Source organism: Shewanella hanedai, from assembly GCF_007197645.1.
In the GTDB taxonomy this organism is placed as follows: Bacteria; Pseudomonadota; Gammaproteobacteria; order Enterobacterales; family Shewanellaceae; genus Shewanella; species Shewanella hanedai.
This window is the reverse complement of record NZ_VKGK01000015.1, coordinates 36,904-59,474: the sequence shown is the minus strand read 5'-3', so window position 1 is coordinate 59,474 and position 22,571 is coordinate 36,904. Positions and strand designations below refer to the sequence as shown.

Sequence of the window (22,571 nt, the reverse complement as noted above, 5' to 3'; positions counted from 1 at the left end):
GCCCGCTAATGCGGGCATTTTTATGTCAGACAACAACATTTCTAGAATAAATAAGGCCAAATGAGCACACCAGCAATACTCCACATGGTGGCACAAATAAAGCGATCCAGATAACTCCAGGCTTTAGGCTTTTGAAACAGCGGGCTTAAGTATCGAGCCCCGAAGCTCAAACTGAAAAACCAGACAAATGAAGCCAACACAGCTCCGGCACCAAACATTGGACGGTCAGCCCCTTCAAACTGTGCACTAATACTGCCTAAAAGCACTACGGTGTCTAAATAAAGGTGCGGATTAAGCAAACTAATGCCTAATGTGGTTAGCACTGCTGCTTTTAATGTGTCAGTGCCTTTTGCGGCCTCAGCCCCCATACTGTGAGGGGTAAAGGATGACTGCAATGCTTTGGCACCGTAAACCAGTAGGAAAATAGCCCCACCTATGCTGGCAATATCCTTGATCAAAGGAAAAGCAAGAATAAGGTGACCTAAACCAGCCACACCAGCAGTGATCATCAAGGTATCAATTAAAGAACATAAACCTGCAATCGGCAATGAGTGTGACCGTTTTAGTCCCTGCTTTAAAACAAAAGCATTTTGTGCACCAACCGCCATTATCAGGCTTCCGCCTATTCCCACACCTTGAATGAATGCTTGCATCTCTTTACCCTTAACTTCATAGATAATCACATATTGAAGCTGATTATATATAAGGCACAAAAATAAATATAACTAATGTTTTTTATGCTGTATAAGTAAATCTTATACACAAAGCGATTAATATAGGGCGACTTCATATGCTTGATTATGCTCATTTGCGGGCTTTAGCCGTGGTGATATCTGAAGGTGGATTTGAAAGAGCCGCCAAAGTCCTCTTCATCTCCCAGCCTGCAGTATCACAGAGAATAAAACTGTTAGAAGAAAAGGTGGGGCAAGCTTTAGTTATCCGCTCGACACCTGTTGAAGCCACTCCCACCGGAAAACGCCTGCTACGCCACTACTCTCAAGTTCAGCTGCTAGAAAGTGAACTCAGGGTAGAGATGGATGCTGACGACCCTAAACTACCAACTATTGTCAAAATCGCTGTTAACGCTGACAGTTTAGCGACCTGGTTTTTACCTGCGCTCGCAGAGATCTTTAAACGCCATCATTGGTTGTTAGAACTCATAGTTGATGATGAATCCTATACACATAACTTATTAAAAAATGGCGAAGCGGTGGGTTGTGTCACCACAACGAAAGAGCCTTTAGCAGGCTGTAGTAGTGAATATCTGGGAGAGATGAAATACCTGTGTGTGGCAACACCTGAGTTTATCGAGCAATACTTCCCTATCAATATCACTCCAACATCACTGGAAAGAGCCCCTGCGGTGGTCTTCTCAACCAAAGATAAACTGCACGAAAAATACCTGACTAAGTATTTCAAAATGAAAGTAGGCAGTTGGCGAGAGCATAAAATCCCCTCCTCCGAGAGTTTTCTTGAAGCGATCATTCAGGGAATGGGATATGGCTTAGTGGGGCACCTTCAAGCGGAGCCTTTGATCGAAAAAGGCATATTAGTTGAATTAACCCCTGATAAACGAAAACATGTGCCACTCTATTGGCAACATTGGAATATTAAAGCCAAACAAACCACTATCGTTTACCGCTCTCTTGCGGTGACGGCAAAGCAATCCCTGTGTAATAGTTAACCAAAACTCGGAAATAAGCCCTGATATTTCAGTTTGAACTGAACACTCTTTATCCCAAGTTTTGATTAGTTCACTGCGGTTAATAAATAAAAATGGGGCTAACTGCCCCATTTTTTATTGCAGAAATAAGATTAAGCCTCGGTTTTGGCTTTTTCTGTCGCTTCTTCATCAAGAAGTTTTGAGTGGGGTGTCGGCCAAGCATTGAGTACCGCTTTAACCAGCGAGGCCAATGGAATCGCAAAGAAGACTCCCCATACCCCCCATAAACCGCCGAACACTAACACTGCAGCAATGATAAACACGGGGTGCAGATCCACCGCATCGGAGAACAAAATCGGCACTAATAGATTGCCATCCAATGCCTGAATGATGCCGTAACCCAACATCAAATAGCCAAACTCAGGGCTGATCCCCCACTGAAAAAAGGCAACTAACGCGATAGGTAAAGTGACCAGTGTCGCTCCCACATAAGGGATTAAAACAGAAAAGCCCGTTAACACACCTAACAGTGCCGCATAACGCATGTCCATAATGGCAAAGAAGAGATAACTCACCGCACCAATAATCACAATCTCTATGACTTTGCCTCGAATATAATTGAAAATCTGCTGATCCATCTCAAACCATACTTTACGTGCTAGCTGACGATTAGTCGGAATAAATCGCTTGCTTCCTTTGATCAACTGATCTTTATCTTTGAGGAAGAAAAACACTAACAGTGGTACTAAAATGGCGTACACCATGAGCACTAATAGAGATGCCGAGTAGCCTAATATCTGTTTACCAATATCAAGAAGATGCTGGGTATCTAGCATCTTCTTCAACTCGCCAACCATGGTATCGAGTTGATCTGGACTGACAAATTGCGGGTACTGATTGACATAGGTTTGAGCGGTGAGCAGACCTTTATCTAACATTGTGGGTAGGTCAGTAATTAACGCAACGCCTTGTTTCCAGATACTGGGAACTAAACCAAAAGTTATCAATAACATCAATCCGATAAAGGCGACCAATACCAGTGAAGCAGCTGTGGTTCGATTGATCCCAATTTTATGCATCTGAGCCACTGGCCACTCCAATAGGAATGCCAAAACCAGCGCCACGATTAACGGTGCTAATAAACCGCCAGCGAAATAGATAGCCAGTGCTATCCCCATCAAAATGAACACTAAAGTTACGGCTTGCGGATCACTAAATCTTTCTTTATACCAATTTGTTAATAAAGCTAACATTCGTTATTCCTGAATTTATAATTTCTCTTTAAAGCCTAATGTGATCAATTTAATATTAATCTATATTACGTATTTTAAGTGTTAAAATCTTGTCATCGTTACATAGCTCAGAAAACTCGTAACCTACTTTTTTTAAAAATCGGGGAACATCTTGTCTAGAACCACTGTCTGATAGTGAAATGAATAGCTCTTCACCCTCCTTTAACTGTTTTAACGCCAATTTGGCTTTTACCAGTGCCAATGGACAACGACATGGGGTTAAATCAATAAAAATCATAATAGTCTTGCTATGAACAAACCTTGACTATTATCCTAAGTGACAAGAAGATCACAAGCAATGCTATCACCGTATTGATATCTCATAATCAAACAAATAGTGACTAAGTAACCTTGTATAATTTGACGTTAAACGGTGACAGCAAGGTTATATAATCAATAACCTACAGCGAAACCTCTAGTAGTTGAATAAAAGACTCATTAAACTGTCAATCAATGACAGTATGTTTTATTAAGGATCAGTTTGAGTAAATTCAGATCGACAAAAACGCTTTTAGCTGGTGCATTGTCACTCATATTCTGTGTTACTGCTCCCCTAACCTTTGCCAATAATGATCTACCCGATCTAGGTACGGCAGCAGTAAACACCTTCAGTCTCGAAAAAGAGACTGTTTATGGTGATGCCTATATGCGGGTCATCCGTTCATCAGCTCCTATGCTAAATGACCCTGTACTGAGCCAGTACCTTACTGAACTAGGTAACAAACTGGTGGCCCATGCCACCGGTGTGAAAACACCTTTCTATTTTTTCCTATTGAGAAATGACGAAATCAATGCATTCGCATTCTTCGGTGGTCACGTTGGCGTTCACACAGGTTTGTTTCTTAATGCCGATAATGAAAGCCAGCTTGCGTCAGTACTCGGACACGAGATCACACACGTTACTCAACGACATTTAGCGCGATCATTAGAAGCTCAACAGAAAAGCTCAACGGCCACTATGGTAGGAATGTTGGGAGCGATCCTGTTAACCATCGCCGCACCACAAGCTGGAATGGCGGCTCTGGCGACAACACAAGCATTATCGACTCAAGCCAAAATAAATTACACTCGACTGCATGAAAAAGAAGCTGACCGTATTGGCATGAAAATTCTCGTCGATGCTGGTTTTGATCCCAATGCTTCATCAGATTTTTTCGCAAAGTTAGCTACTCGATACCGCTTTACCACTAAGCCACCACAGATGTTATTGACTCACCCTCTTCCTGAATCACGTATTACAGATGCCAGAAACAGAGCCGCGCAATATCCTCATCGCTACGTGCCTGACAATATCGATTTTCAACTGGCTAAAGCACGAATACAGGTAAGATTTTCTGGCTACAGTGATGAAGCTTCACTGTCGTTATTTGAAACTCAATTAAGCAAGAAAACCTATGCATTTAAAAATGCTGCTTTATATGGTAAAGCACTAGCTCTCTTTAAGGTTGATCGTTTCAAAGAAGCGGAAACCATTATCGACTCATTGCTAAAAGAAGATGAGAACAACCTCTTTTACATTGATACTAAAACTGACTTACTGCTGCAAAGAGAGGAGAATGCGCAAGCCATCAGCTTACTTGAAGGGCAAAAAAGCCTGAAACCGACCTCTCAGGTTATCAATATCAATTTAGCCAATGCGTATATTGAATCTGATCAGCCTAAAAAAGCGATCCCATTATTGGAAGACCAGATTTTTCTTGATAAGCAGAACCAGCTCCCCTTCTTCCTGCTGAGTGATGCCTATAAGAAAACTGGAAATAAACCGCTAGAACATTTTGTTAAGGCAGAATCCATGGCGTTAGGAGCAGATTATAAAGGTGCTATCGATCAGTTGAATTTTGCTTATCGACTGACTGAAGATAATCCACTTCAACTTGCTCGAATCGAAGCCAGAATACGACAGTTCAAGCAGTCAGATAAAGCCCTGGAAGCGTTAAAGTAAATACAGATATTATTCCACATTCAGATCCGCTATAAGGACTGAATGTGGAAGCCAGTAACAATAAAACTTATCTTTTACATTAGCTTATACTAAAATCTCTTTTAAAAAATCTGATTTTGTCAGTACTCTTATTGTGACTTTGCTCACCTTTTCACGTATGATGTCGTCACATTTCGAAGACAAGATTGACCACAATGACTCAAGCTACCATTATTCATAATCCTCGCTGTTCAAAAAGCCGCCAAACACTTGCTTTGCTTGAGGAAAACAACTGTGAAATTTTAGTTATTGAATACCTTAAGAATCCCTTAGTTAAGAGTGAAGTTGAAGATTTATTGACTAAGCTGAATTTAACGGCAAGGGAGATAATGCGCACGAAAGAAACAGAGTATAAAGAACAAGGGCTAAGCGAACCTAGCCTCACCGAAACGCAGCTTATTCAAGCCATTGTCAACACTCCTAAACTACTTGAACGTCCTATTGTGTTGGCGAATGGCAAAGCAGCCATCGGCCGACCGCCAGAGAACGTGCTTTCAATCTTATAAATAATCTTTAAATATAGGTCTTTCATGAGCTCTAACACGCTATTTCAGTTGTGCCGAACAGGCTATCTATTCCTCGTCGTGCTTTTGTGTGCTTGGTTTATAAATCAAGGAATAAACGGCCAATATTCACTCGCGTTTACCCTTCTTTGGATCATCCCAATCTTACTGCCTCTTAAAGGAGTCATTCAGGGTAAACCTTATACCTATGCATGGGGAAGCTTCATCATCTGCCTTTATATGCTCCATGGACTTACATTACTCTATGTGACAGATGAGTATTTTATTTTTGCTTTAGTAGAAGTACTGCTTCTAGGCTCCCTGCTGATTGGATTCCCCTTTTACGCCAGAATACGCGGACGTGAATTAGGCTTAGGTTTAAAGAAGCATAAGAAGTAAGCACGCTTAACATCGTATTAATATTAAGCGCCTACGGGCGCTTTTTGTTTTCTTGAAGACCAACTAAAAAGGAGGTTAATCGCTGTGGCTCATGTTATATTTTAGTTACATGAATGAGTCATTAAGTTTTGGAGTATGCATCTATGCGGTATTATCACGCGCTGAGCCTTATCAGTCTTTTAAGCTTAACAGCTTGTGGCGGTGGAGGTTCAGAGACTGAAACGCCAACACCCGTTACCCCAACACCTCCAAGTTTGACTCGTTGTGAACAAGGTTCAGAATTGACTGTTGTATCAACCTCGTCAAGTATCGAGTTTATGACTGAGCAAAATTACTTCGCTCATCAAACCGCAACCATTATTGCCAAAATAGAGAATAGAGACAGCTCAGGCTTGGATTTCACATGGCAACAGCTCAGCGGTCCGACTCTCGTGTTAACCTCAATCAAAAGCCCAGTGCTTGCAGTACAATTCGCCGAAGCCGGTAGCTACTCTTTCTCGGTTAACATACAGTCAAGTGGTCTTAACCTCACCGAAAACCTTGATCTAACAGTAAGCGAGGCGACATCTTCTCTACTCACTATTCGCAGTGGACATCAAGTGGTCGAAGGGAATAATGCCAGTTTCCGTATTGACAGAACAGGCACGAATGGCGATCAAATCCCATCAAATATCAGCTGGTGCATCGCATCTGGCCCAGAAGTTAAATTGGATGTGGTCAATCCAGAACGTCCACAGTTTGTTGCACCAACGGTCGACACTGACACCGTCTCCATACTACGAGCTACAGGCACGATTGCTGGTGAATCAGCCTCTGGAGAGGTCATCGCGTTAATCACCAATGAAGCCCCCATCACTTCACAATATTTCGATACGCCAGTAGCAAGAACCTTTGCCTATAAAAACAGTTCACCTTATGCTGATGCCATAGAGACGTGTGTGTACTCTAATCAACTCACCTCCCCCTGCTCAACAAGTAAACTACCGTTACTTGGCCAATTATCCGGTGGAACCGATAAAGCAAAAATCATGGACAGAGTCTTAGTGTCACATCAGTGGATGGGTGATAACTTTGAAACATTTATCGACCAAATGGATCCGAACAGTGATTTTGCCAATCTACTGCAATCAGTTACTTCAGTGGTCATCAGTTACGATGTTCGCCCCTCTTTTTACTGGGTAGTAACTGGCGCTATCTATCTTGACCCCAACGATCTCTGGTTACTTGCCCAAGAGCGTGATGTGATTAATGAAGCCCCTGATTATCGTAGTAATTTTAGTAATGAGTTAGGCTTTATTATGCCTTGGCGATACGTTAAGAATAATGAATACGTTTCTGATACAACGCCTCGTTCTACCAGAACCAACCGAACCTTGACGCAACTGTCCCCAGATCTATCCTCTCTGCTTTATCATGAATTGGCCCATGCCAATGATTTTTTCCCAAGTTCGACTCATTCAAGCCTAGGTATAAACAGCCAGACCTTGCTTGATCATTTCCAGAGAAGAGCAAATGCAGGAGAATTAATCTCAGATCTCCTGACGGTTTTGTTCCCTCTAACCAGCAATGAAATGTTCAATCTAGCCAAAGTCAGTTTCAAAGGTGATACGGCAAATTCAGTCCAGAAAGCTTACATGCCAGATGACATCACCCAATTTTTCTCTAACGATATAGCCAGCGACTATTACGCCTATTCAAGTACACGAGAAGATGTGGCCATGTTGTTTGAGGAGAGCATGATGAGTCATCGATATGGCATTTTACGTGATGTAGGGGTCACTGACCGTCCAGAAAATGCCACAGCACAAACCATTATCGTGGATTGGGGCCAACGTGGTCGCATAGGACAAAACTCATTGCAAGACAGAGCTGCTTTTGTACTGGAGAGTATCTTCCCTACGATGAACGGCGCTAACTTAATCAGTAACCTCCCAACTCCAATTGCTATGACAAAGGGTGAGTCTTGGTCTGAAAACCTAACGATCTCGTTGCTAGAGAAGTCTCAGAAATCAAGCTCAAGCCAACAACACAGTACTAGTGAAGAATCACGAGTACATCCAGAGATCAGAGTGAGTGGTGATAGGCATAGAAGGGAAAACTAGATACGAATACCAAAACAAAAAAGCGCGGAGCTCATTGAGTCCGCGCTATTTATGTTAAGAAACTAACGTGTACTCTATAACCTAAGCATCTCTTTAACGAAGGGGATAGTCAACTTGCGTTGGTGAACCAACGAAGCCTTATCTAATCTGTCGAGCACATCAAACAGTGTACGTAGATCACGTGCTAAGCGGTTTAAAAGAAAACGGCCGACATCTTCAGGAAGTTGTAAGCCCCTCATTGCCGCTCTGCGTTGTAGCGCTGCCAATTTCTCATTATCTGCCATCGGTTGCAGTTGATAATTCAAGCCCCACTGCATACGAGAAATAAGATCAGGCAAGGTAAAACCAGAATCTGTTGGTGAAACACTTGCACTGACAATCAGTGAGCAGTTCTTATGTTCAGCAACGCGATTGTAAAGATCAAAAATGGCCTCCTCCCATAATGGGTGCCCGGCAATCGCATCGACATCATCGATACAAATCAGATCTAAATTCTCTAATCCTTCGAGTAAAGCCGTTGATATACTGGCGTGTATACCAAGGGGTAGGTAAAAGCTGCTGCGGTATAAATCATTAGCATGCGCACATGCCGCATGCATAAGATGAGTTCGACCTGATTTAACCGGTCCCCACAAAAAGACCGTACGTTCAGAATGCCCTTCTGCACATGCTTGTAAACTCTGAATTAACTCATCATTTCCAGCGGCTGGATAATAACTGTTAAATGTTTCATCATCAGGCAGATGAACCGGCAAAGATAACTGTATAGGTGAATTAGATTTCACTCAATGACTTCTCAATTTCAAGCGATGTAACTTAGATACCCATTTTAACATGAGTACCCACCAATTTGAATAACTAGCCACGCCATCGGTATTCTAACTTTTGCGCTGGAACGACAATAAACGTCTCTATGTTGTTATTGCTGCTCATATCGCCATCATTATTTGATTCAGCTTCAAAAACTCTTGGTTCCAATGCCATCAAACGATGAAGATCATCGAGGCTACCAAATAATTCAAGATTATACGTCACACGAGTACCAAGCATTTGTGACACATTAACCGCTTTTACTGCGCTGAGTTGTTTAAGATATTTTTCAATCTCAACCAATTGTTTCATCTCAGATATATCGACAAAAGTAACGGTGCTATTGAGCTGCTCACCAGAATCGGCAATGGCATAACGACTAACGTAATATTCACTGACGGTCGAAATAATCCCCGTCACAGCGGCACTCGCATCAACTGCTACCTGACGATGAGTCACTAAAGGCGTTTTCATCTCTTGCTCATCATTACCTTCAGCAAATAAAGAGACACTGTATTCGACCCCATTCGCGTTGGGGCTCATTGATGCCACCACAAAGTAATCAGCTTGATAGCGCTGAGATGCTTGTTCGATTTGCTCGACAAACATCCCTCTCACATCATTAATGGAGATCTGCATGTTGTCATCGAGATCCATCAACGGAAATATTAGAGGCACCCCTTTAGCTTCAGCTTCTAATTTGAAAATCTGGCGACTATCCAGTAGTGAACCATCATTAAGAATGCTTCTCTCTCCATCCAAATCTTCAACCAGCCAAATCAACGTCAAGGGACGCTGTTTACCCCAAACTGGCAGCTGAGCTTCTCGAAGCAGTTCCAATATACGTTTATGGTCAAAATTCACTTTAAGGAATAACTCTCCATCAATGTCATGATAACCATATTGGCTGATCAACGTATTGGGAGACTTTACTCTTGCGATAATAATTGGATTAGCCAGTGCAGCCGTTGCACCGGAATTCTTCAAGATCACATTTTGAAGCGCCACTGAGATGGCCTTATTGCGTTCAGCAGTCGAACGAGTTTCAACCGGAACAAGACTTTCATCAAGTATCGTGACTTCTGTAGCATTCACTGAGTTGAACTGGATAAACAAACAACTCGCATATAAGAGTGAGGCTTTAAATAAGGTTTTGAGCATCTTCTACTGTTCTAAAAGGTCGAGATAATAAAATTGTATCACAACTTTTATCCCACATCTGATCTCACTTCATTATTATAATGAAATCATAAGTTAACATAATGAGAACTCAATAGAGTGACGCACATCGCTATGAAAAATATACCATGATGGTATAGTTCTCAGGTTTACCTTACGTTAAGAGAATAAAAATGAAAAATGTTTCACTTGTACTTCAAGGGGCTCAAATGCTCTTTGTTGCCTTTGGCGCACTAGTATTAATGCCGCTGCTGACTGGTTTAGATACTAACGTTGCGCTGTTTACGGCAGGCATTGGTACCCTAATTTTCCAAATTATTACCAAACGACAAATTCCCATTTTTCTCGCTTCATCATTCGCCTTTATCGCCCCTATCATGTACGGCGTTCAAACGTGGGGGATCCCATCAACCATGGGCGGATTGATGGCCGCTGGTTGTGTTTATGTCGTTTTAGCCACGTTAGTTAAAGTCAGAGGTGATGGCTTCATTAAACGCTTGCTACCACCTGTTGTTGTGGGACCCGTGATCATCGTGATTGGTTTAGGGCTCGCTCCCACTGCAGTTAACATGGCTTTAGGTCGAAGCGGCGATGGTTCAATCATATTAGTTGAGCAAAGCACAGCTCTGTTCATTTCACTCTCTGCTCTGCTAAGCACCATCGCTGTCGCCATATTTGCAAAGGGCATATTGAAACTGATGCCAATTTTAGCTGGTATTATTGTTGGTTACAGCTTGAGCTTAGGGTTTGGTATCGTTGATTTCACCCCAGTAATCAACGCAAGCTGGATTGCGATGCCCAATTTTGTTGCACCAGAATTCAATTGGTATGCCATCGCTTTTATGATCCCTGTGGCCATTGCCCCCGCTGTTGAACATATTGGCGATATTCTTGCTATCTCTAATGTCACTGGAAAGGATTATCTAAAGAAACCTGGCTTACATCGCACATTAGCAGGAGACGGCGTTGCAACTATCGCAGCATCAGCCTTCGGTGGACCACCAAATACCACATACTCAGAAGTAACAGGTGCAGTAACGTTAACCAAAAACTTCAATCCTGTCGTGATGACTTGGACTGCGGTTACCGCCATAATCCTTGCTTTTGTCGGTAAACTTGGGGCCATGATGTTGACCATACCAGTGCCAGTCATGGGCGGAATTATGTGTCTATTGTTCGGTTCTATTGCAGCTGTTGGTTTAAATGCATTAATTAAGAACCAAGTGGATCTTAATGAACCAAGAAACCTCTGTATCGTGGGTGTCACTTTAGTGTTTGGTATTGGGGGGATGGCTTTTGGTATTGGTTCATTCAGTCTATCCGGAATTAGCTTATGCGGTATCGTCGCCATTGTGATGAACTTGCTACTACCAATGCCGAAACAGCCTGAATCTTAAGTGTTAATACTAACTAGGTATAAGAACTAAAACGGATTAAAACAAAAAGCCTTTCAAACGAAAGGCTTTTTTAGCTAAATCATACTGAAGCAAAGAGCGTAATTAAGATGCACTTTCTTCTGAAGGATATTTAGCTGCTGTTTCTGCGATCAAAGTCTGTAACTCACCTTTCTGATACATCTCAGTCAGAATGTCACAACCGCCGACTAATTCGCCTTCAACCCACAATTGTGGAAACGTTGGCCAGTTAGCATATTTAGGTAATTCACTGCGAATGTCCGGATGTTGTAAAATATCAACAAATGCAAACTGGGCATTACAATTAATCATGATTTGAGCTACTTGAGATGAAAAACCACAGCTCGGTAATTTTGGTGAACCTTTCATATACACTATGATAGGGTTTTCAGAGATTTGCAGCTTGATCTTCTCTACTGTTTCGTTTGTTTCCATTATATTTCCTAACTCACACGATAACTAACAAATTTATACTATTGTACTTCAGGTAACCCCATAACTAAAACCTACTTTTTAAAGGGCTTTAATTGACTCGCATTATCGATTGCAAAAATCTTATAATTGAACATACTGTGTGTGATTTTTCGAGTAGAATCATACTAACAAGTATTACAAATCAATTTTTTTGTTGAGTGGAGAAACGCAATGGCTTTTGAATTACCGGCACTACCTTACGCTAAAGATGCTCTTGAACCGCATATTTCTCAAGAAACCATCGAATATCATTATGGTAAGCACCACAACACTTACGTTGTGAAGCTTAACGGATTAGTAGAAGGTACTGAATTAGCTGAAAAGAGCCTAGAAGAGATCATTAAGACCTCTACTGGTGGTATTTTTAACAATGCAGCCCAAATCTGGAACCACACTTTTTACTGGAACTGCCTATCGCCAAATGGCGGCGGCGTTGCAACGGGTCCTGTAGCTAAAGCAATTGATGATGCTTTTGGCTCTTTTGAAGCATTCAAAGCACAATTTACTGATTCAGCTGTCAATAATTTCGGTAGCGCTTGGACTTGGTTAGTGAAAAATACCGATGGCTCTGTAGCCATCGTCAACACAAGCAATGCAGCAACACCATTAACTGATAGCAGTGTTACACCAATCATGACGGTTGATGTTTGGGAACACGCTTACTATATCGATTACCGCAATGTTCGTCCTGACTACCTTGCTCATTATTGGGAATTGGTAAACTGGGACTTTGTTAACCAAAACTTCGCCTAGTTTTAAGGTTAAATCAGACGACTAGCCATACTCGTCTATCAAAATATTAGGAGCTTTTTTAAGCTCCTTTTTTATTTTCGCCAATCACTTCTTTCAGTAAAATCCTCTAACCTACTTCTGCAACTGTTGCATTTGCAACTGTTTGTCATTGTTTTATTTAACTTTTTTAATGCTTACTTCATAATTTAGGTCTAATATTAATAACAGGAGACTGATTCTCAGTTATCGCTTTCAACCTATTTGGGCGTTTCAGGGGGTAGACAATGAGCATATTTGAGCATTACCAACAGCGCTATGAAAAAAAACTAGACGAAGAATATTCATTACAGGAATTTTTAACGATCTGTAAAGAAAACCGAAGTTCTTATGCATCAGCAGCCGAGAGACTACTGTTAGCAATTGGAGAAGCTGAGGTTGTCGACACATCGAAAGATCCTATTCTCAGCAGAATTTTCTCCAACCGGTTAATTTCACGCTACCCAGAATTTAAAAACTTCTATGGCATGGAAGAGGCTATTCAACAAATAGTCGCTTACCTTAAACATTCAGCGCAGGGCCTTGAGGAATCAAAGCAGATATTGTATTTGCTTGGTCCTGTTGGCGGCGGTAAGTCATCGCTTGCAGAGAAGCTAAAGTCTTTAATGCAGAAAATCCCCATTTACATCCTGAGTGCAAATGGTGTTAGAAGCCCTGTTAATGATCATCCATTCTGTCTTTTTAACCCTGATGAGGATGCAGAATTACTGTTTAACGAATACAAAATCCCTCACAGATACTTAAAATGTATTATGTCACCATGGGCGGTTAAGCGTTTACATGAGTTCGGTGGTGATATCTCTAAATTTAAGGTCGTCAAAGTCTACCCTGCAATTTTAGACCAAATGGCCATCGCGAAAACAGAGCCTGGAGATGAGAACAATCAAGACATCTCCTCCTTGGTAGGTAAAGTCGACATTAGGCAATTAGAACACTTTGCCCAAAATGATGCCGATGCTTACTCCTACTCAGGTGCTCTATGTCGAGCCAATCAGGGGTTAATGGAGTTTGTAGAGATGTTTAAAGCCCCAATCAAGGTGCTGCACCCTCTACTCACTGCGACTCAGGAAGGCAATTATAATGGTACTGAAGGGCTATCCGCCCTGCCCTATAATGGCATGATACTAGCTCACTCCAACGAATCTGAGTGGACCACTTTCAGAAACAACAAAACAAATGAAGCATTTTTAGATAGGGTGTACATCGTTAAGGTTCCTTACTGCCTGAGGGTCACAGAGGAAATCCAGATCTACAACAAGCTACTTTCCAATTCTGAATTGGCAAAGGCGCCATGTGCTCCGGGTACCCTAGAGACGTTAGCTCAATTTAGTGTGCTCTCTAGAATGGTCGCACCTGAAAACTCCTCTATCTATTCAAAAATGCGAGTCTATGATGGTGAAAGCCTCAAAGACACAGATCCAAAAGCTAAATCATACCAAGAGTATCGAGACTATGCTGGGGTCGACGAAGGAATGCATGGGTTATCAACCCGCTTCTCTTTTAAAATTCTCTCTAAGGTCTTTAACTTCGATCACAGTGAGATAGCTGCCAATCCTGTTCATCTTTTCTATGTACTAGAAAGACAAATTGAGCAGGAGCAATTCCCAAGTGAAACGGCAGAACGTTATCTTGAGTTTCTCAAGGGATATCTTATCCCTAAGTATGTCGAGTTCATCGGCAAAGAGATACAAACAGCTTATCTCGAATCATACTCCGAGTACGGCCAAAACATTTTCGACCGTTACGTGACCTATGCAGACTTCTGGATTCAAGATCAAGAGTACCGTGATCCTGAGACCGGTCAGCTTTTCGATCGCTCAGCCTTAAACGCTGAGCTTGAGAAAATCGAGAAACCTGCAGGCATTAGTAATCCAAAAGATTTCCGTAATGAAATCGTTAACTTTGTTCTCAGGGCGAGAGCCAATAATGATGGTTCAAATCCACTTTGGACGAGTTATGAAAAACTTCGCACAGTGATAGAGAAGAAGATGTTCTCAAACACAGAAGATCTCTTACCTGTTATCTCTTTCAATGCTAAAACCTCCACCGATGATCAGCGTAAGCACGATGATTTCATCGATAGAATGATGGATAAAGGCTACACCAAGAAACAGGTCAGACTGCTATCAGAATGGTATCTGAGAGTACGTAAGTCTTCTTAACTTAGACATAAAGTAGGGAGCTTGCTCCCTACTATGGCTTGGGAGGTACGCATGGCGAATTTTATCGATAGACGGCTTAATGCTAAAGGGAAAAGTACGGTCAATCGTCAACGATTCATCAACAGATATAAGCAACAGATTAAAAAATCTGTTAGCGATGCAGTCACAAGAAGAAGTGTCACTGACGTTGATAAAGGGGAGAAAATCGGCATCCCCACCAAAGATATAAAAGAGCCCTCTTTTCATCAGGGTCAAGGTGGCGTAAGAGAGCGCGTTCACCCAGGCAATGATCAATTTACCCGAGGAGACAAAATTGAACGTCCACCATCAGGCGGCGGTCAAGGTTCGGGGCAAGGTGAAGCTTCTGATTCTGGTGAAGGAGAAGATGATTTTGTATTTCAAATCTCAAAAGATGAGTACTTAGAACTGCTTTTTGAAGATTTAGAACTGCCAAACCTCCAAAATAATCGTCTAAATAAATTAGTCGAATACCAAACATATCGAGCAGGTGTGACCAGTGATGGCGTCCCAGCAAACATCAATATTGTTCGCTCGCTCAGATCGTCGCTCGCAAGACGAATTGCGATGTCTTCATCAAAGAAGAAAGACCTAAAGCAGCTCATAAGTGAGCTTGAGGAACTTGAAAACACCCCAGGTGCAGAAGCTGAAAAAATTCTATTTTTAAAGCAAGAAATAGAGGAATTAAAACAAAAAATTTCTAAGGTTCCTTTTATCGATACCTTCGATCTTAGGTACAACAACTATGCGAAAAGAGAGATCCCATCCAGCCAAGCAGTGATGTTCTGTATTATGGATGTGTCAGGCTCTATGGATCAAGCAACCAAAGATATGGCGAAGCGTTTTTATATCTTGCTTTACCTGTTCCTAACGCGAACCTATAAAAATCTCGACGTTGTCTATATTCGTCACCACACACAAGCAAAAGAAGTTGATGAACATGAATTTTTCTACTCTCAAGAAACCGGCGGCACCATCGTCTCCAGTGCATTAAAACTCATGGATCAGATACAAAAAGAGCGTTATCCGGAGAGCGAATGGAACATCTATGCCGCTCAGGCTTCTGATGGTGATAACTGGGCCGACGATTCTCCTGGATGTAAAAACTTATTAGAGAAAAAAATATTACCTGTCGTGCGATACTTTAGCTACATAGAGATCACTAACCGAGCTCATCAAACACTTTGGCGAGAATATGAAAGCTTGCAAGAAAGCTTCAACAACATTGCTGTTCAACATATTAAGCAAGCCGATGACATATACCCTGTATTTAGAGAATTATTTAAGAAACAAGCTGTTTAGGGGGCGTTATGGATAACAAAAAAAAGAGAACACCGCTTGATGATGGGCCAGATTGGAACTTTGAATTACTGCAAACCTATTTGACCGAAATAGAAAAAGTGGCCGCTCATTATAAAATTGAATCCTACCCCAATCAAATTGAGGTGATCACAGCCGAACAGATGATGGATGCTTATGCTGGCATCGGAATGCCCATAGGTTACACCCATTGGTCATTTGGTAAGAAATTCATCGAAACTGAGCAGAGCTACAAACGTGGCCAGATGGGTCTAGCTTATGAGATTGTCATTAACTCTGACCCTTGTATTGCTTATCTCATGGAAGAGAACACCATCACCATGCAAGCTTTGGTGATGGCACATGCCTGTTTTGGTCATAATAGTTTCTTTAAAAATAACTATCTTTTCAAAACTTGGACTGATGCGAGTTCAATTATTGACTACCTCGTTTTTGCTAAAAACTATATAAGCCAATGCGAGGAAGCTCATGGCGTAGAGAACGTCGAATTAATCATCGACTCTTGTCACGCACTCATGAATTACGGCGTTGACCGGTACAAACGTCCGAGTGAGATCTCTTTCAAGGAGGAGCAGCTCAGACAAAAAGATCGTGAAGAATACCTTCAAAGTCAGGTGAATGATCTTTGGCGTACTATTCCCTCGACTCAAAGTGAGTTAAAAGAGAAACCAAGATCTCATTTCCCAGAAGAACCTCAAGAGAATATTCTCTATTTTATTGAGAAGCACGCCCCGCTATTAAAACCATGGGAGCGGGAAATTGTTCGTATTGTGCGTAAGATGGGCCAATATTTCTACCCACAAAAACAGACTCAGGTAATGAATGAGGGCTGGGCAACGTTCTGGCATTACACCATTCTCAACCACCTCTATGATGATGGCTTGGTGACGGATCGATTTATGATGGAATTTTTACAAAATCATACTAATGTTGTCGCACAACCCAGTTACAACAGCCCTTACTATAGTGGAATTAATCCTTATGCCTTAGGTTTTAACATGTTTGTTGATATCAGGCGTATATGTGAAAACCCGACTGAAGAAGATAAACATTGGTTCCCTGAAATTGCGGGAAGTGATTGGCTCGAAACACTGCATTTCGCCATGCAAAACTTTAAAGACGAAAGCTTCATTAGCCAGTATTTATCGCCCACTATTATTCGCCAATTTAAACTTTTTGGTATTTTGGATGATGATGAAAAAAATTATCTATCCGTTTCCGCTATTCATGATGAACAAGGTTACAAAGACATTCGTCAAATGCTGTCTCAGCAATATAACTTATCCAATTTAGAGCCTAACATTCAGGTTCAAAATGTTGAAGTAAAGGGAGATAGGTCACTCACATTAAGATACATCCCTACTAATCGTGTCCCTCTTGCTAAGAGCCGCCATGAAGTGGTTAAACACCTGCATAGACTATGGGGATTTGATGTCCGGTTAGAGGAGATTGATGAGAATGGAGAGCAAACAATTATTGCGACTTGCCCAAGTGAGGAAGAGGAATAATTAATCTTAAATATTGAACATAAAAAAAGCGCCAATAGGCGCTTTTTTTATGGATGTCACTTTTCGCTTATGCGTAAGTGAAATCTACGTGCTCGATAAGAGGCTTGAACGCGTGACGTTGCATAGCTTTAACGCTAACTTTAACATCAGTACCATCAAGATTGATAGTCAGACCATTTGTGTAAAAATCTTCATTCGCTTGAATGTTGATGATATCTTTGTGGTCAAAAACGATAGCAACAGGCTCTTTACCTGGACCATAGATAACTGCAGGAACTTTGTCTGCATGACGTAGGCGGCGGCTCGAACCTTTCCCAATTTCAGTACGGACTTGTGCAGCGATAGTATAAGACATGGTTTTCTCACTTAAATAATTAGTTTCAGTTTGTCCTCCATTTTCGACCAACGAGGACGCATTTATAGCGGGCGGATATTACCACAGCGTCTTTAAACGAACAAACAATTTAATACTTATCTCAGAACTTGGCATTTACCAAGTACGGACAGGGCCAGTATCGACATGAATAAAGCCTGAACGGGGATAATAACCCACACCGCCGAGCTTAAGTTCTACTGCAGCTTCACGAAGATCACTTAACTTCACATCTGGAATAGCGATGTCCATTGCCATTCCCTTCATATGATAACTTTTCTTTGCAACACCACGACTTTTTGACGCTAGCATCGCATTGGTCATTGGGGAGCGATAACCAGATATCACGTTAAAGTCATCCTCAACGTTTAGCGTCTCTTTAAGTTTAAACAACAGATCATACAAACGAATATCCATTGGAACGGACTCATTACGTCTATGGTCTCTCAATGTATGACTAAACTCAGACAAAATGCTTTCTTGATAGTGTCCATCTATCCAATAGCTTCCATGGCCACGTTCGCCAGTATGAATATTGTGAAAACCAAGGTTTCTAATGCCTTTTGTTGAACGGCTCGCCTGAGCCTTTGACGGGAGAACTGAATACATTGCAATACCACTAAGGCCTAACAACAATTGCCTACGGGCAGGACACACTAAGGACACACTATCACCACTGCTGAATACTTAACCACAAGAGGGACAAAATATACGCTATCAATAGTGAAATCAAGTTAACATTGATACAGAAACATACCGTTTATTTTTTACTCAACATTATTCTTTTATCGAAACAAGATTAACTACTGAATTTTGTTGATAAATGTCGTTTCTAAATTGAGCTAAGCCTCCATCGTCCATCCAAGCGGTCCAATAGACTAAATGCACCGCTAGCGCATTATCGAAGGCAAACCACTGAGTTTTGTCTCTGTGTATTTGTAGATCAACCCATGTTTGCTTATCTTTAACTAAATTCGACGCGAGCCAATTAGCTAAGGATTCAACTTTTTCGACCCGAATACAGCCAGAAGAGAGCGCTCTATTGGACTCTTCAAACAACGCTTTATCATAAGTATCGTGAAGGTAAACATTGTATTCATTTTTAAAATAAAACTTATAACGCCCTAACGTATTACCTTTGCCAGGTTTTTGTTCTAAACGATAAGGGAATTTTCCTTTTGCCAACTCTTGCCACTCTTCAGGCGTTTTAACAATTGTCGAGCCTACAGAGTTATAAACATCGAAATTGTGCTCTTTAATGTAGGCTCCATCTTTGCGAAGTTTAGGCAGCAAATCTCGTCTTAACAGGTTTCTGGGAACTCTCCAACTTGGGTTAAGTACCATATTCGATATGTAACTGCTCAGCCTAGGAGTCTGACGATATGGCTTGCCTACAATCACCCTAGATTCAAGCTTAATTTCACCTTGATCAACCAAGACCATCTCAAACGCAGGTATGTTAACCAATAGGAATCGAGAGCCAAGAGTGCTCAAATACCTAGATTTACTTATAAAGTTATCCGCTAAAAGATGTGCCCTCTTAACTGGAGTGAGATTTAACCACCGTAAAGTCTCAGGCCCTATTATCCCGTCTTGCTTTAAACCATGGCGATGTTGAAACCCTTCAATTGCATTAACCACATCAGCTGTCATGACGTTATTTTCTGGGTCTAACACTGCCAAGTCACCCAGCAGCTTCAGTCTACGGTTGATTTCAGGAAGTGAGGAGTGGTTATCACCCTCTTCTAACCACACGTTTAATACAATCCCTTTCCAACTGTGAAGTTGATCTATCCAAAGCAAGTATCTGATCCGATTGCTGACAGGCAGGTAATCTTTTGATCTAGGCTCGACTGAAAACGCATTTAAGTACACGTCATCAGTGCCCCCACCACCTTGGACTGGAATATTCTCAGACTGCCAAAATTGAGCGAGATCTGTTTGAATGTTATCAACTACATCTAGATGTTCATTCCTAGTACCTTGAGCAAGAATACGTTTGTACTCAGTCAAACGCACTGAAGGCTTCAGTAGACTGACTAATTGAACTTGATATTGTAGGGAGTTGATCGCAGCATCAACCCTGTCCATGGCAAACATGGAAGTAGGATAAACAAGGGATACAATAAGGGTAAAAACAATCCTGATAAACTTGCCTAGCACCATAACACCACCCTATTATCACCATTGCATTAATAGATACGGTAAGGAAAAAATTATCCAATCAATTGCAGTGACTAAACAAAGTTTACTCCTTGGTTCAGTAGAATGCCAAAATCGTATTTCAGTTAATGCAACAACATCTACACCTCAACTAACCCTGTCAGTCATGCAAGAGCTTGTTACTGATGATAAGGCATTAATTTTAAAGTGGTTGGCTATATATCAATTAAAATGTGACCTTCACAAGGCGTCTAGCAACCCTGTATTTACGAGCCAAACGTTATAATAGAAATACCTATCGATAGGGTAAGAGCAATTACATTCCGACATTTTCACACCGCTTTCATCTCAACTCCAAAAGAAAGGGATCACTGTATCGGTTATCTTATGAGAGGAATAAACTCATACTTTCTCTATACTGCAGATACAAAAAAGCCCCGACTTACGTCGAGGCTTTCGTGTCATCTTAATAATGGTACCCGAGGCCGGACTTGAACCGGCACGCTTATTCAGCGAGGGATTTTAAATCCCTTGTGTCTACCGATTCCACCACTCGGGCAAACTCGTCGACGTTGATGATACGTATTATCGGTAGTTAATACTGTATGACTCCAAATATTAAAGAACATACTCACCACAATCTTAATATGGAGGCGCAACCCGGAGTCGAACCGAGATAGGCGGATTTGCAATCCGCAGCATAGCCATTCTGCCATCGCGCCAATATTTATCTCAACTTGCTTAAAGCACTTGCAACTCATTGCTGCTCTAAGAAAGTGAGGCTACTTTAACTGATTTACAAAATGAGTCAACACTAAATTTTACGTTTTTATTCAAGTGGTTGAAAACCAATCTCTAGCGTTTACTTTGCCTACACAATGTCTGATTGTTAAGCATGTATTATCACTTAACCATTCTAACAACACACCTCATTCCCCTACGCCTTACAGTAAATGAAACTCTTAGAGTCTTACCAATTAAAAATAAAATACAAATTCATTGATGATATGATGGAAAATAAGGCAGGACATCAACCGACCACGTCCTTTAATAACCTGAACATTTCAAATCTATACTTTATTTTGAATATAAAGAAAATCTCCTAGTCTCATTACCTTTAAATATCATTTAAATAATGGAGCTGAGTTAGGGCTTAGACTCGTCATCGTTTATTACAGCGTGGAGAAATTTCAATCCATGCTTTTCTATACTACAAGCACAAAAAAGCCCCAACTTTCGTTGAGGCTTTCGTGCTCATCTCTGATGAGAATGATGGTACCCGAGGCCGGACTTGAACCGGCACGCTTATTCAGCGAGGGATTTTAAATCCCTTGTGTCTACCGATTCCACCACTCGGGCAAACTCGTCGATGTTGATGATACGTATTATCGGTAGTTAATACTGTCAGGTTTTATTTACTTATAAAAAGCAAGCCAACTCATCACAATCTAAATATGGAGGCGCGACCCGGAGTCGAACCGAGATCGGCGGATTTGCAATCCGCAGCATAGCCATTCTGCCATCGCGCCTTGGAGCGACATATCGGGTTCGAACCGATGACCTATACCTTGGCAAGGTATCGCTCTACCAACTGAGCTAATGTCGCATCTTTTTACTTATCAACATCACCTATAATCATCAATAAAGGTATCTTCTTTCACCTAATATCAACTGAGCTAATGTCTCATCTTTCTTACTTGCACCAAGTTTTACTTAAGAAGCTTTCCCCTGACTGCGGAATGGCATTCTACCGATTTAGAGCCAAGAGTCAATCGCATATTTCACAATAAATGACTGCTTGGACACTAAATAAACTTATTGCATTTTAATTATTCGAATCAGCAGTCAAATCACTCCAGGCCGCCATGATGTAACTCATCATTGACCAGAAAGTCAGCACTGCTGCGACATAAAAGAGTGCATAAGCTGCATAAGTAATGATGTCATTAGGGTGCCAAATTAAACCTGTTACCGCTGTCATCTGTGCTGCTGTTTTATATTTACCAATCCAAGAAACAGCAACAGAGCCTCGTTTACCTATTTCAGCCATCCATTCTCTTAATGCGGAGATAACAATCTCTCTCCCTATCATAAATAACGCTGGTAGTGTCATCCAAATACTATTGTAATCGGCAACAAGAAGAACCAAAGCAGTAATGACCATAATCTTATCTGCAACAGGATCAAGAAAAGCACCAAATCGTGTCGACTGCTTTAATTTCCTTGCGGCATAACCATCAAGGGCATCGGTCACAGCTGCTAGCCAAAATACGAATGCGGCGGCAAATGGCGCCCATGTATAAGGCAAGTAAAAAATAACAACAAACACAGGTAATAAAAACAACCTGAACAAAGTTAACGCGATAGGTATATTAAACGGCATGAGGGAACCAAAATTTTAAGAGCTGAGCCAATCTTGC

At 41.3% G+C, this 22,571-nt stretch carries 20 protein-coding genes and 5 tRNA genes; 10 read left to right on the top strand and 15 right to left on the bottom strand.

What is annotated here, in order from left to right; translation table 11 throughout:
• Nucleotides 1-41 precede the first annotated feature (41 nt).
• Nucleotides 42-653 (bottom strand): LysE/ArgO family amino acid transporter, encoded by a 612-nt coding sequence (locus FN961_RS13250; RefSeq protein WP_144040653.1) that lies wholly within the window; start codon nt 651-653, stop codon nt 42-44.
• Between the two features lie 137 nt (nt 654-790).
• On the opposite strand from FN961_RS13250, the gene FN961_RS13245 reads away from it, so the two are divergent.
• On the top strand, nt 791-1,684 hold the full coding sequence (locus FN961_RS13245) for a LysR family transcriptional regulator ArgP (RefSeq protein ID WP_144040652.1): 894 nt from the start codon (nt 791-793) through the stop codon (nt 1,682-1,684).
• A gap of 131 nt (nt 1,685-1,815) precedes the next feature.
• Here FN961_RS13245 and FN961_RS13240 read toward each other — a convergent pair whose 3' ends face one another.
• Both FN961_RS13240 and FN961_RS13235 read right to left on the bottom strand, forming a co-directional pair.
• Nucleotides 1,816-2,916 (bottom strand): AI-2E family transporter, encoded by a 1,101-nt coding sequence (locus FN961_RS13240; protein ID WP_144040651.1) that lies wholly within the window; start codon nt 2,914-2,916, stop codon nt 1,816-1,818.
• A 55-nt stretch (nt 2,917-2,971) separates the two neighbouring features.
• Nucleotides 2,972-3,193, bottom strand: coding sequence for a sulfurtransferase TusA family protein (locus tag FN961_RS13235; RefSeq protein ID WP_144040650.1), 222 nt, complete (start codon nt 3,191-3,193; stop codon nt 2,972-2,974).
• 243 nt (nt 3,194-3,436) lie between these two features.
• On the opposite strand from FN961_RS13235, the gene bepA reads away from it, so the two are divergent.
• The 4 genes from bepA (at nt 3,437) to FN961_RS13215 (ending at nt 7,940) form a co-directional block, all read left to right on the top strand.
• On the top strand, nt 3,437-4,897 hold the full coding sequence (gene bepA, locus FN961_RS13230) for a beta-barrel assembly-enhancing protease (RefSeq protein ID WP_144040649.1): 1,461 nt from the start codon (nt 3,437-3,439) through the stop codon (nt 4,895-4,897).
• 194 nt (nt 4,898-5,091) lie between these two features.
• Complete coding sequence (gene arsC, locus FN961_RS13225; protein ID WP_144040648.1) at nt 5,092-5,442, top strand: arsenate reductase (glutaredoxin); 351 nt, start codon at nt 5,092-5,094, stop codon at nt 5,440-5,442.
• Nucleotides 5,443-5,466: 24 nt separating this feature from the next.
• The gene (locus tag FN961_RS13220) at nt 5,467-5,838 is read left to right on the top strand and encodes a DUF2069 domain-containing protein (RefSeq protein ID WP_144040647.1); all 372 of its coding nucleotides are present in this window, start codon (nt 5,467-5,469) and stop codon (nt 5,836-5,838) included.
• Between the two features lie 143 nt (nt 5,839-5,981).
• Nucleotides 5,982-7,940: a hypothetical protein gene (locus tag FN961_RS13215; RefSeq protein ID WP_144040646.1), complete on the top strand. Its 1,959-nt coding sequence runs from the start codon at nt 5,982-5,984 to the stop codon at nt 7,938-7,940.
• 74 nt (nt 7,941-8,014) lie between these two features.
• Here the strand turns inward: FN961_RS13215 and hda are convergent, their stop codons facing one another.
• On the bottom strand, nt 8,015-8,725 hold the full coding sequence (hda, locus tag FN961_RS13210; protein WP_144040645.1) for a DnaA inactivator Hda: 711 nt from the start codon (nt 8,723-8,725) through the stop codon (nt 8,015-8,017).
• A 73-nt stretch (nt 8,726-8,798) separates the two neighbouring features.
• A complete protein-coding gene (locus FN961_RS13205; protein ID WP_144040644.1) occupies nt 8,799-9,911 on the bottom strand; it encodes a DUF2066 domain-containing protein in 1,113 nt (370 codons plus the stop codon).
• 191 nt (nt 9,912-10,102) lie between these two features.
• Between FN961_RS13205 and FN961_RS13200 the strand changes: the two genes are divergently transcribed.
• The gene (locus tag FN961_RS13200; RefSeq protein WP_144040643.1) at nt 10,103-11,326 is read left to right on the top strand and encodes a uracil-xanthine permease family protein; all 1,224 of its coding nucleotides are present in this window, start codon (nt 10,103-10,105) and stop codon (nt 11,324-11,326) included.
• 102 nt (nt 11,327-11,428) lie between these two features.
• On the opposite strand, the gene grxD is transcribed toward FN961_RS13200, so the two are convergent.
• Nucleotides 11,429-11,779, bottom strand: coding sequence for a Grx4 family monothiol glutaredoxin (grxD, locus tag FN961_RS13195; RefSeq protein WP_144040642.1), 351 nt, complete (start codon nt 11,777-11,779; stop codon nt 11,429-11,431).
• A 210-nt stretch (nt 11,780-11,989) separates the two neighbouring features.
• Here grxD and sodB point away from each other — a divergent pair, with 210 nt between their 5' ends.
• The 4 genes from sodB to FN961_RS13175 all read left to right on the top strand — a co-directional run bounded on the left by sodB (nt 11,990) and on the right by FN961_RS13175 (nt 17,615).
• Nucleotides 11,990-12,571, top strand: coding sequence for a superoxide dismutase [Fe] (sodB, locus tag FN961_RS13190; RefSeq protein ID WP_144040641.1), 582 nt, complete (start codon nt 11,990-11,992; stop codon nt 12,569-12,571).
• Nucleotides 12,572-12,834: 263 nt separating this feature from the next.
• Nucleotides 12,835-14,769 (top strand): PrkA family serine protein kinase, encoded by a 1,935-nt coding sequence (locus FN961_RS13185; protein WP_144040640.1) that lies wholly within the window; start codon nt 12,835-12,837, stop codon nt 14,767-14,769.
• A gap of 51 nt (nt 14,770-14,820) precedes the next feature.
• Nucleotides 14,821-16,089, top strand: a complete 1,269-nt coding sequence (locus FN961_RS13180; protein WP_144040639.1) for a YeaH/YhbH family protein — start codon at nt 14,821-14,823, stop codon at nt 16,087-16,089.
• A gap of 8 nt (nt 16,090-16,097) precedes the next feature.
• Entirely contained in the window at nt 16,098-17,615 is a 1,518-nt protein-coding gene (locus FN961_RS13175; protein WP_144040638.1) for a SpoVR family protein, read from the top strand.
• A gap of 67 nt (nt 17,616-17,682) precedes the next feature.
• Here FN961_RS13175 and rplY read toward each other — a convergent pair whose 3' ends face one another.
• The 9 genes from rplY to pgsA form a co-directional block, all read right to left on the bottom strand.
• Nucleotides 17,683-17,970 (bottom strand): 50S ribosomal protein L25, encoded by a 288-nt coding sequence (gene rplY, locus FN961_RS13170; RefSeq protein WP_144040637.1) that lies wholly within the window; start codon nt 17,968-17,970, stop codon nt 17,683-17,685.
• 135 nt (nt 17,971-18,105) lie between these two features.
• The gene (gene mepK / locus FN961_RS13165) at nt 18,106-18,654 is read right to left on the bottom strand and encodes a peptidoglycan L,D-endopeptidase MepK (protein ID WP_144040636.1); all 549 of its coding nucleotides are present in this window, start codon (nt 18,652-18,654) and stop codon (nt 18,106-18,108) included.
• Between the two features lie 111 nt (nt 18,655-18,765).
• Nucleotides 18,766-20,154, bottom strand: a complete 1,389-nt coding sequence (locus FN961_RS13160; protein WP_144040635.1) for a L,D-transpeptidase family protein — start codon at nt 20,152-20,154, stop codon at nt 18,766-18,768.
• A 470-nt stretch (nt 20,155-20,624) separates the two neighbouring features.
• Nucleotides 20,625-20,710, bottom strand: a tRNA-Leu gene (locus tag FN961_RS13155).
• Nucleotides 20,711-20,799: 89 nt separating this feature from the next.
• Nucleotides 20,800-20,873 (bottom strand) — tRNA-Cys (locus FN961_RS13150).
• Between the two features lie 551 nt (nt 20,874-21,424).
• Nucleotides 21,425-21,510 (bottom strand) — tRNA-Leu (locus tag FN961_RS13145).
• A gap of 96 nt (nt 21,511-21,606) precedes the next feature.
• Nucleotides 21,607-21,680 (bottom strand) — tRNA-Cys (locus FN961_RS13140).
• Between the two features lies 1 nt (nt 21,681).
• Nucleotides 21,682-21,757 (bottom strand) — tRNA-Gly (locus FN961_RS13135).
• A gap of 219 nt (nt 21,758-21,976) precedes the next feature.
• Entirely contained in the window at nt 21,977-22,534 is a 558-nt protein-coding gene (pgsA, locus tag FN961_RS13130) for a CDP-diacylglycerol--glycerol-3-phosphate 3-phosphatidyltransferase (protein ID WP_144040634.1), read from the bottom strand.
• Nucleotides 22,535-22,571: the final 37 nt, after the last annotated feature.